Below are 835 nucleotides of genomic sequence, written 5' to 3'. Positions count from 1 at the left end.
GGGTGTAGCAGCGCTTGAGCCCGAGCTACAATGGCGCCTCGCTGCCCTTGCCGACGGACTTGTCCAGCCGGAATATCGGGCTCGCGCCTTGGCAGCACTACTGCCTTAGGAGAATAAGATAATCCGACCCCCCCCTGGAAGAGCAGTTCGAAATCCTCGCCGCCGGATTGACCTCGCATGGGGCCTTTCTGCCCCCGTTTGCTTTGCCGTTGCAAACAAAGCCGAGCTGCTGGGCGGCCGTGCGCGACCACGTTTCGCGCAACGCCACCGTGATCGCCGACTAGCACGCCAGCTACAACGACATCGTCGGTCTCAATAGGATGGAGCGGGTGAACCACTCCAAGGCCTACCAGGCCGAGGACGGCACCGACACCGACCAGATCGAGAGCTTCTTCTCGCGCGTGCAGCGGGCCTATGTCGGCATCCACCACCGCTTCTCGCTCAAGTACTTCGACTGGTACGTCGCCGAGCTCGCCTGGCGCGAGGACACGCGCTACCACGGCAACCGAAGCCAGACGTTCAGCGTCCTGCGCAAGGCGCTGTCTCGGCCGACCTCGCGGTTCCTCTGCGGCTACTGGCAGGGCAACAGGCCGCCGGATTTGATCTGGGAGAAGGCTCCGGTCTAACTCTTAGTTGCCGTAGCCGTGCGTCCGAGAAGGCATGTGGCTCCCAAGGACTTCTTCGACGCTCTTGGCTCCAGGCAGCCGATCAACCATCTCGGCAAGGACCGCGGGTTGAAGGTCCGACAAATGCTCGACAAGGCCGCCCGGCATGCCCCCCTTGAACCGACGCTTGAGGAGCGTTGCCAAGACGAACGCCATACCCTTCGATTCAC

Annotated in this window: 1 protein-coding gene and 1 pseudogene; one reads left to right on the top strand and one right to left on the bottom strand. The window is 62.8% G+C overall.

Going from position 1 to position 835, the window contains the following annotated elements; genetic code table 11:
• Window positions 1-299: 299 nt before the first annotated feature.
• A pseudogene (locus EOA60_RS35260) lies at window positions 300-626 on the top strand (transposase); the annotation flags it as partial.
• Between the two features lie 3 nt (window positions 627-629).
• Here the strand turns inward: EOA60_RS35260 and EOA60_RS38520 are convergent.
• Window positions 630-835: hypothetical protein (locus EOA60_RS38520; RefSeq protein WP_206628434.1), on the bottom strand; the 206-nt coding region annotated here is incomplete at its 5' end.

Origin of the sequence: Mesorhizobium sp. M1A.F.Ca.IN.020.06.1.1, from assembly GCF_004023265.1 — a bacterium.
Lineage (GTDB): Bacteria > Pseudomonadota > Alphaproteobacteria > Rhizobiales > Rhizobiaceae > Mesorhizobium.
The sequence above is the reverse complement of the archived record's forward strand: the minus strand, read 5'-3'. Positions and strand labels throughout refer to the sequence as shown.